8 protein-coding genes are annotated in these 9393 nt (G+C 43.9%); 7 read left to right on the plus strand and 1 reads right to left on the minus strand.

Features of this window, described 5'->3' with window-relative positions:
* Positions 1 to 334: cyclase family protein (locus M3200_RS08165; protein ID WP_288178237.1), on the minus strand; the 334-nt coding region annotated here is incomplete at its 3' end.
* 457 nt (positions 335 to 791) lie between these two features.
* On the opposite strand from M3200_RS08165, the gene M3200_RS08170 reads away from it, so the two are divergent.
* The 7 genes from M3200_RS08170 to M3200_RS08200 all read left to right on the plus strand — a co-directional run bounded on the left by M3200_RS08170 (position 792) and on the right by M3200_RS08200 (position 9369).
* On the plus strand, positions 792 to 1841 hold the full coding sequence (locus M3200_RS08170) for an ABC transporter substrate-binding protein (RefSeq protein ID WP_022383039.1): 1050 nt from the start codon (positions 792 to 794) through the stop codon (positions 1839 to 1841).
* 84 nt (positions 1842 to 1925) lie between these two features.
* On the plus strand, positions 1926 to 3587 hold the full coding sequence (locus M3200_RS08175; protein WP_022383040.1) for an ABC transporter permease: 1662 nt from the start codon (positions 1926 to 1928) through the stop codon (positions 3585 to 3587).
* 18 nt (positions 3588 to 3605) lie between these two features.
* The gene (locus M3200_RS08180) at positions 3606 to 4658 is read left to right on the plus strand and encodes an ABC transporter ATP-binding protein (RefSeq protein WP_022383041.1); all 1053 of its coding nucleotides are present in this window, start codon (positions 3606 to 3608) and stop codon (positions 4656 to 4658) included.
* Positions 4659 to 4691: 33 nt separating this feature from the next.
* Positions 4692 to 5387: an L-ribulose-5-phosphate 4-epimerase gene (locus tag M3200_RS08185; protein ID WP_022383042.1), complete on the plus strand. Its 696-nt coding sequence runs from the start codon at positions 4692 to 4694 to the stop codon at positions 5385 to 5387.
* Positions 5388 to 5506: 119 nt separating this feature from the next.
* Entirely contained in the window at positions 5507 to 6883 is a 1377-nt protein-coding gene (gene rlmD, locus M3200_RS08190; RefSeq protein ID WP_022383043.1) for a 23S rRNA (uracil(1939)-C(5))-methyltransferase RlmD, read from the plus strand.
* Positions 6884 to 7104: 221 nt separating this feature from the next.
* Positions 7105 to 8520 carry a hypothetical protein gene (locus M3200_RS08195; RefSeq protein ID WP_022383044.1) on the plus strand — a complete coding sequence of 472 codons (1416 nt, stop codon included), beginning with the start codon at positions 7105 to 7107 and terminating at the stop codon, positions 8518 to 8520.
* 96 nt (positions 8521 to 8616) lie between these two features.
* Positions 8617 to 9369 carry an ATP-binding protein gene (locus tag M3200_RS08200; protein ID WP_022383045.1) on the plus strand — a complete coding sequence of 251 codons (753 nt, stop codon included), beginning with the start codon at positions 8617 to 8619 and terminating at the stop codon, positions 9367 to 9369.
* The last annotated feature ends 24 nt before the right edge of the window (positions 9370 to 9393 follow it).

Genomic DNA, 9393 nt, shown 5'->3' on the forward strand with positions numbered 1-9393 from the left:
AGACCAATTTCTCAATCAATTCATCAGACAGCTGCGGATGCTCCTTGAAATACCTTGCACTTCCGTAGCCTTCCTCCTCAATGAATCCTGAGTAAAACATGACAAATGAATCCGCGGGAACTTTCTCCAGATCCACATCAAAGACACCGATATCCCTGTCTTTGATCCCGCTGACATCAAATACGATTCCTCTTCTCTGGGTATACTCTAAAGGAAATTCCTTATTCATTACATCAAAATGAGTTCCCAAATGTCCAGATAAAGATTTCTTATCATGCCCCTGTGCATCCTCTACCATTTTAGGTGTAATTTCAAGCATTACATCAATTTTCATTACGGTTTCCCCCTTTAGATCTTTGCTGGCTGCTAAATTTTACCAGCACCGATAAAAATCAAGATATGCCCTTAACCTTGCCATGGAAGATGTGAAATGAAAGCCATTTCTTTATTCTTTGTGTTGGATTAAAGTTCTAATATAAATATTATACAATAGCCTCGAGGTGCGAATTTGGAAAGGAGGTAAGATGCCTTTTGCAAACATATCAATCATTGAAAATGATGGCGGTACTATTTTCCAATAAATAGTATACCAATAATGAGAATCAAACGGCTCTATTTTGCATATATTGAACGGTATGTATGAGTTTAAGTGCTAAATAACCTAATATACGATACTTAAATAGCAAATAGCCATAATTAGTATATAATTCAACTTAATTGTGTGCTAAAATGTGTAAAGAATACGTAAGACGTTTGTAAAGGTAATATATATTTGGAAGGAGATGCGTGGAATGAAGTGGAAGGCTATAGTTGCAGGTATGTTAGCAGGTGCAGCTCTGTTAATGGCAGGCTGCGGCGGCTCATCTTCTGGGGATGCAGCAAAATCGGCCAATGCGGCACAGAATTTCAAGGGTAAGAAACTGGTTATGTATGTTTCTTTCCATGAAGATACGGCAAAGGAACTGTCGGACGCATTCAAGAAGAAGACCGGTGCTGATGTAAGCTTTATCCGACTGCCAACTGGTGAAGCATTAGCTCGTATTCAGGCTGAAAAGGATTCACCGAAAGCGGATGTATGGCTGGGCGGCACAGCAGATGCTCACGCAAAGGCAGCTTCTGACGGACTTTTGTCAGCTTATAAGTCACCGAATGCGAAGATGATTCTTCCGCAGTATCAGGATAAGGATGGATACTGGTATGGCACATACCTGGAAGCTCTGTCTGTCGGCTATAACGAAAAACGTTTCAAAGAAGAATTTGAACCAAAGGGCGTCAAGGCTCCTGAAACACTGGATGATCTTCTGAAACCGGAATTCAAGGGCGAAGTCATTATGCCAGATCCGAGAAAATCCGGAACAGGCAATACATTCATCAGCTCCGTTCTTCAGTCCATGGGCGAAGAAAAAGGCTGGACCTATTTGAAAGCACTGAAAGGCCAGGTAGCACAGTTCACTCCTTCCGGATTTACACCAGCACAGAAGACAGGTGCCGGAGAATACCTGATCTGCGTCAACTTTGTTTCTGACCAGAATCTGGTCAGCGCAAAGGGACAGAAGATCCACAGCACGATTTACAATAATTCCGGCTGGACGGTCTGCCCTGTTGGCCTGATCAAAGGCGCTGCTGATGCTGATGTAGCTAAAGCATTTATCGACTTTGTACTGACGAAAGAAGCTGGCGAAATCATGGTAAAATCCACCCATGGTATCGCATGCAACCCTGATGTAGCTCCGCCAGAAGGTATGAAGCCTCTGAAAGAGCTCCCACTCTTCAAGGAATATGACCTGATCAAGGCCGGTGCAGATAAGCAGAAGAATTGCGACGAATTCTTCGCAAATTAAATTGGTTCAGATGATGCCTCTGCCTTTCTGGCGGAGGCATTATTGTTCTACAATAGATTTCTTAAATCATTGTAAGGAGTCACTATGAGCGAAAAAGATATAGGGCATGAACATACAGGAGGAATGGCGGAATTCAAGGCCCTCTTAAGGGAGCCGCCGCTCCTTATCAGCATATCCGTTGTATTTTTGCTGTTTGCTGTTTTTATCATTTATCCATTTGTGAAAATACTGCTGGTCCCGGACGTAAGTGACTGGATCCGTGCGCTGACGGAAGAAGAATTTGTCCTTGCCTTCGCGCATACGCTGTATTCTTCCTTCGTGGCAACATTCAGTGCCATCATCCTCGGGTTTCTCTTTGCATACGGCATCCATTATACGGATATGCCATGCAAGCGGTTCTTTCAGGTAGTGGCTCTCCTTCCTACGATGGCGCCGTCTGTCGTGACGGGCCTTGCCTTTATCATGCTTTTCGGCAGGCGCGGATTTATCACCTGGAACCTCCTTCATCTGAAGGTAGACCTGTACGGCCCATTCGGCCTGTGGGTGGCGCAGACTGTTGCATTCTTCCCTCTGGCCTATATCACGATTTCAGGGGTGCTTAAGAGCATCAGCCCGAATCTTGAACTGGCTGCACAGAACCTGGGGGCAAGAGGCTGGTATCTTTTCAGGACTGTCACATTGAGGCTGGCAACCCCGGGCATTGCCAGTGCATTTCTTCTGGTAGCCATCAACTCTCTGGCAGACTTCGGCAACCCGATGCTCGTCGGAGGAAATTATCAGGTACTGGCGACAGAAGCCTATACACAGGTCACAGGAGCTTGGGATCTTCCCATGGGCGCCACGCTTTCTGTTTTCCTTGTCATTCCGACACTGATCGTATTCTTCATCCAGAGGTACTATCTGGAAAAGAATTCTTACGTAACCGTTACGGGGAAACCTGTCGCAGGGCTGATCCGCGTCACCACGGGGCCGCTTGCAAAATGGCTTCTCTTTGCATTCTCCATGCTGCTCAGCCTCGGGATCTTAATGATCATCGGAGTCGTATTCCTCTTTGCCTTTACCGTTGCATTCGGGTATGACTACACGTTTACGCTCGAATATTTCAAGGAAGGCGTCATCCACTCCCATGTCATGATCAATTCCTGGGTGGCTTCCATATCGACAGCTGCCATCACGACAGTTCTGGGCATTGCGCTTGCCTTTCTTACCATCCGCAAGAAATTCCCCGGAAGAACGATCATGGATTTCCTTGCCATGCTTCCGGTATCCCTTCCAGGTACATTCATCGGCCTGGCATTGATCCTTGCCTTTAACGACGGACCGCTGGCCATGACGGGTACGCTCGGCATCATTATCCTCGGTATGGCCCTTCGACAGCTTCCTGTCGGATACAGGCAGGCGGTAGCAGGGCTGAAGCAGATCGAGGGCTCGCTGGAAGAAGCATCGACCAACCTGGGCGCGAACAGTTTCACCACATTCCGCAAAATCGTCCTTCCTATGCTGAAAAATTCCTTATCCGTCAGTTTCGTTTATGCTTTCATGCGATCCATGAATACGCTGTCAACTGTTATTTTCCTGGTTTCCCCGGAATGGAACCTGGCATCCATCAATATCATGAGTCTGGCAAATCAGGGATTCCTTCCTACAGCGAGCGCCACGGCAGTAGGGATTATGCTTGTCATTTATGCAACTTTTGGTATCGTGAAGCTCATCTTAAGAGATAAAATCAATATCTTTGATCTGTAAAGAAAGCGGGAATAAAGTATGGCAGACTATGTATTGCAGTTAAAGAATATCAATAAATATTTCGGGAAAAGCCATGTGATCAAGAATGTCAATCTGTCCTTTGAAAGAGGCCATTTCATTACCTTTCTGGGACCATCCGGCTGTGGCAAGACGACACTCCTCCGCATGATTGCAGGATTTTATGAACCCGATGAAGGGGAAATCCTCCTGAACGGAAAGAACGTCGAAAGGATTCCTCCTTATGGAAGAAATACATCCATGGTATTCCAGGAATATGCGCTCTTCCCTCATATGAACGTTTTTGACAACGTATCTTACGGGCTGAAAGTCAAAAAGGTTCCCAAAGATGAAATGATCAAGCGCGTGGAAGATGCACTGGAACTCATGCAGCTCAAAGGGATGGAAAAACGTTTCCCGAACCAGATGTCCGGCGGCCAGCAGCAGCGTGTCGCTGTCGCAAGAGCACTTGTCATGAAACCGGACGTCCTTCTTCTCGATGAACCGCTTTCCAATCTGGATGCGAAGCTCCGCGAAAGCGTCCGTGTCGAATTAAGAACCATCCAGCAGAAAATGGGACTCTCCGTTATTTACGTAACACATGACCAGTCAGAAGCCCTTTCCATGTCGGATGCCGTCGTCGTACTGAAAGACGGCGAAGTCCATCAGGTCGGCACGCCGCAGGAAATCTATTTCGAACCGAAGACACAGTTTGTCGCTGATTTCATCGGCACAACCAATCTCATTTCCGTAGAAGGAAAAGGGAATAACGACGTGGCTTATGGAAATACCGTATTCCATTCCACCAATCCCGTCACCCCGGGTGCCAGGTACATCGCATCCGTCCGTCCGGAAAGCATAAAGATCTCCCTGGAAAAAGCGGAGGGGAAGGTCAATATCAAGACCTCTATCGTAAACCGCATGTTCCTGGGCGAAAAAGTGCGCTACTTCGTCAAGGATGAATTGGACAAGGAATGGATTGTAGACATGTTCGATCCAGGGAAAACGCTTCTCAGCGGTGACGCCTATGTCACGTTCAAAGCGGAAAAAGCATGGGTGATTGAAGACAAATAAGCTTCAACAGACCTTGGGAAAGGAGCTGCCTGGATGTTAGAAGAACTGAAAGAAGAAGTGCTGGAGGCAAATCTGGAACTTCCCCGTCATCATGTCGTGCTTTATACATGGGGGAACGCGAGCGGAATCGACAGGGAAAGAAACCTCATCGTCATCAAACCGTCCGGCGTACCGTATGAATACCTGAAAGCTTCCGATATGGTCGTCGTAAACCTTGAAGGCGAAGTGGTGGAAGGAAATCTGAGACCATCCTCAGATACCAGGACCCACATTGAACTGTACAAGAACTTCCCGGAAATCGGCGGAGTCGTCCACACCCATTCCATTCACGCCGCAGCCTTCGCACAGGCCGGAAGGCCGATCATCCCTATTGGCACGACCCATGCAGACTATTTCTACGGACCCGTTCCCTGTACCAGACCCCTCACGAAAGAAGAAGTGGAAGACGACTACGAAAGAAATACGGGAAAAGTGATCGCTGAAACCTTCCGTGATCTCAAGATTGATCCTAAATCCACGCCCGGCGTACTCGTCAGAAACCATGGCCCGTTCACATGGGGGAAAGATGCCAAAGAAGCTGCATACCATGCAGTCGTCCTGGAAACAGTCGCAGAAATGGCCCTCAAGACATTTCTTCTCTCGCCGGATGCAAGGATACAGAACTACATCCTGGAAAAACACTACGAAAGAAAACACGGACCCCATGCCTACTATGGGCAAGTGAAATAATTTAAAAAAGAGTGGCGCGATGCCACTCTTTTACTATGCATGAAAGGCCCGAGGCTCTTGGATATTCTCATTTTCCCATCACACTCCATGGTATAATGGGAGGAGCAAAGGAGCTTGTTATGTCTACTAAAAATACCCCACTCACATTAAACGCGACGTATACGATCGAGATCCGCGATCTTGGTGTCCATGGCGAAGGCATCGGATCGGCGGAGAATTTTACTGTCTTCGTTCCGGGAGCTCTTCCTGGAGAGACGGTGAAGGCGAAGATCATCCTGATCAAGAAATCGTACGCTTCCGGGAAACTCATTTCCGTCGAGAAGCCGTCTCCCTACCGTACGGTGCCCCAGTGCCCGGTCTATGATTCCTGCGGAGGATGCCAGATTTCCCATCTGACCTACGAGGGCCAGCTGGCAGCGAAGGAACGCCGCGTGAAGGACGTCATGGTCCGCATCGGCAAGGCAAGCGAAGACGTCGTCCTTCCGATTCTTGGCGCGCCGCATGAATGGAATTACCGAAATAAAATGGCCGTCCCTGTCGGACAGGTGACAGGCGGCCCCGTTCTTGGCTACTACCGCCAGGGCACGCACCAGATCGTCCCGGTTCAGGAATGCCTCATTCAGGAAGAGGAAAACAACCGCCTTCTCCGCTTTGCGGAAGATTTCATGATCCGCCATGCCATTACCGGCTACAATGAGAAATCCGGAAAAGGCTGCGTCCGCCACGTTATGGGGCGTGTCGGCGATAATGGGGAAGTCATGGCCGTCATCGTGACCGCCACCGAAAACCTGCCGAAGAAGGACCTCTGGGCTGAAGAAATCCAGAAAGCCCTCCCCGAAGTCGTTTCTCTTTACCACGATGTCCAGAATAAGAGACGCAACGTCATCTTAGGACCGGAAATCCACCACATCTGGGGAAGAAAGACCCTCACCGCATCCCTCTGCGGCATTGCCTTCGAAGTATCGCCATTTTCCTTCTTCCAGGTCCACAAGGCCCAGGCAGAAGTCCTCTACCAGAAAGCCTTGGATGCCGCTGATCTCAAAGGCGGGGAAACCGTCATCGACGCCTACTGCGGCACAGGCACCATTTCCCTCTGCCTTGCGAAAAAAGCACGCCGCGTCATCGGCATCGAAATCGTCAGGGAAGCCATCGAAGACGCTAAGAAAAATGCCGCATTCAACCATATAGAAAACGCCGAATTCCACGCCGCCGACGCAGGCCTCCTCATGCCGAAACTCTACGAAGAAGGCCTTCGCCCCGACGTCATCGTCATGGACCCCGTCAGAGCCGGATGCAGCGAAGACGTTCTCAAATCCGCCGCAGGCATGCAACCCGCCCGCATCGTCTACGTCTCCTGCAACCCCGCCACCTTCGCCCGCGACGCAGAGATCTTGGGCCGCTTAGGCTACAAACTCCAGTCCGTCCAGCCCGTGGACATGTTCCCACAGACCACTCACGTCGAGTGCGTAGCTTTAATGTCTAGGACAGAGAAATAAAAACGCTGGGAAGTGTAGTAAATAAGCTGCTTTCACGATTTTGAGATTAAAAATGAGAAACCTAAAATCGAATTTTCATCACCCCATGGGAACATATCGACGAAAGTTATTTTTTGATAGTTTAGACGGTGAGTTGGATAAGGGGTTCACGAGTGTATGAGTTGGATGTTTTGAAAAAAATCCCCAGTGAGTGAGTAGGTTGGATGTAAGAGGGAATGAAAATGAGACAAGAGTATACAGCAATAGCTACATTGACAGTGGATACGTTTATGGCAAAGGGTATTAAATGTAAAATTCAGTTGCCAGGAAGAATGGGAAATGTAAAAATACACTTATATCCGATGAACGATATATGGAACAATATACAGCCATACTTTAAATTCAAATTTGATGCGTATATAGGTGATAGTAAATTTCACAGTGATGAAGCTTATGTAATCAAGTCTGAATGTAAATATTATAGTAAAGAAGTAAATGAGTGCTATGTAGAATTACAGGCTAACGATTTTTTTATTGCAGACACAGTTTCTTGGGAAATAGAATCGTGTTCATCAATAATATTTTGGATTAGTCCAAATGATAAGATTCAGGTACCACAAATAATCAACCAAATGAATGATGGAACAGTTGAAGTTAATCATTGTAATAAAGAAAATTTTAAATTTAAATTACACGATGATATATTTGTTCAATTTGATAAAATGTATGACTATGAGAAAAAAGGAAAAGGATATGCTGCAAGTCCTTATTTAATTGCAATAGTTACTGGGAATATCGCAATTACTAATCTTTCTGATGTTCTCCTTAAAATTAAACCGATGCTAGACGAATTTTTGCTATTGATATCTTTTGCATTTCGAACTTGCATTGTATGGACTGGGTTTGAGCTAACGTTAGGAAATCATCAACATTGTACTTATTATCGTGGCAATTGTTTGTTCCCTGATGGCAAAGGACGCCCTTCAATTCGTGATGGTGTTGTGGAATTTAGAGAGTTCAAAAATTTTATGGATCATATATATCCGATTTTTAAAAAATCTACATATAAAGAATCGCTAAAACATGCAATATATGTACTTTGTCCATGGAACAGTCAAAATATTATTCTTGAAGAAAATTATTTAATACTTTTTGCTGCACTAGAGGCGATTGTTCTTACGTATCGCCGTACGGTAAATAGAGAATTTATTTTAAGTAAAGATGAATGTAAAAGTTTAAATAAAGCAGTGAAAAATACTATACATCATGAAGTTAAAGACAAAATTAAACGTGGTGAACTATATTCAAAATTACCTGAATTAAATCGAGTAGCTTTGCGAACAGTTTTTGATGACTTCTGTAAAGATAACTCTATAGATTTATCTTCACTTTGGCCCGTCTTTGAAAAATCAGATCATAAGCCAGGCTTATCTGATATTAGAAATAAACTTGTGCATGGAGATACACAAGAAATGTTGGGATTTCTTTCATATGCGCATGAACATTTGCAATATGTTTTGGAACGTATTGTATGTAGCTTATTAAATTGGCCATTAGAAAGAACAGAAATAAATTCTGGGATATTGGAAAGAGAAATTGTTAGCGTAAACAAATTTTTGTTGATCAAAGAAGATGCGGAGAAACAATTTAAAACATAAATTGTTTATTAATACCTGTTTTTATCGTGTGTTAAAAAGTAGAGAAAATTTAAATATTTTATTGGTTGCAATATTTTTAGGGGGGAGTAGATATTAATGAATATAAGGAAAATAAAAATTGAAAATGTTCGTGGAATATCATCAAGAGAATTTTCTTGTTGCGTATGTCCTAATATGCCAACTTTTTTTGTTGCCCCTAATGGATTTGGAAAAACTTCTATTGCTACTGCTTTTAATTCTATGAAGCGTGATAGAATTGAAATTCCAGATGATAATAAATTTCAAAATAACTCATCAGCTTTACCAGAAGTAGAAATAACGGATGATGGTGGACATATATATACTGCAAATTCAACATTCAATACAATAACAGATACATTTAGTATAGAAGTTATTAGTGGCCAAGTTAAACCAAAGGCTACTACGAGAAATTTTGGAGGATTTACTTCTTCCATTCCAGAACTAGTGATTGAACCTATAGAATTATATAGTCATATACCTGATAGGTGTGAGTTTGATTACTCGGTTTCTAGTATAAAACATCAACTGGGGACTAGTGTCGGTAAATTGTTTCTTAATTTAAACTCGGAGATTAAAAAAAATGATTTTGTTGATAATTTTTACAGCTTAAAAAATGATTTTGAAAAATTAGGAAATACTCGAAATAAGAGAAAAATAGAATCTTTTTTGGACGAGATTAATAGAATAAATAACACTGCGGCATATATTGAACACTGCTCAATAAATACAGCAACACCTTTATTGAGTATTACACCAATTAATGAAATAATTAATAAATTCAGTTATTTATTTGAAGGTTATTCTGCAAATAAAAAATTGAGTGTTTAAATAATCTTGTGTAAACGTACTCCT

Origin of the sequence: Dialister sp. CAG:357, from assembly GCF_000435155.1 — a bacterium.
GTDB classification, from domain to species: Bacteria; Bacillota; Negativicutes; order Veillonellales; family Dialisteraceae; genus Dialister; species Dialister hominis.

Bases quoted from the DNA above. Each gene is read 5' to 3' on its own strand.
- M3200_RS08175 (WP_022383040.1), top strand. From the start codon at position 1,926: ATGAGCGAAAAAGATATAGGGCATGAACATACAGGAGGAATGGCGGAA.
- rlmD (WP_022383043.1), top strand. From the start codon at position 5,507: ATGTCTACTAAAAATACCCCACTCACATTAAACGCGACGTATACGATC.
- M3200_RS08170 (WP_022383039.1), top strand. From the start codon at position 792: ATGAAGTGGAAGGCTATAGTTGCAGGTATGTTAGCAGGTGCAGCTCTG.
- M3200_RS08185 (WP_022383042.1), top strand. From the start codon at position 4,692: ATGTTAGAAGAACTGAAAGAAGAAGTGCTGGAGGCAAATCTGGAACTT.
- M3200_RS08195 (WP_022383044.1), top strand. From the start codon at position 7,105: ATGAGACAAGAGTATACAGCAATAGCTACATTGACAGTGGATACGTTT.
- M3200_RS08180 (WP_022383041.1), top strand. From the start codon at position 3,606: ATGGCAGACTATGTATTGCAGTTAAAGAATATCAATAAATATTTCGGG.
- M3200_RS08200 (WP_022383045.1), top strand. From the start codon at position 8,617: ATGAATATAAGGAAAATAAAAATTGAAAATGTTCGTGGAATATCATCA.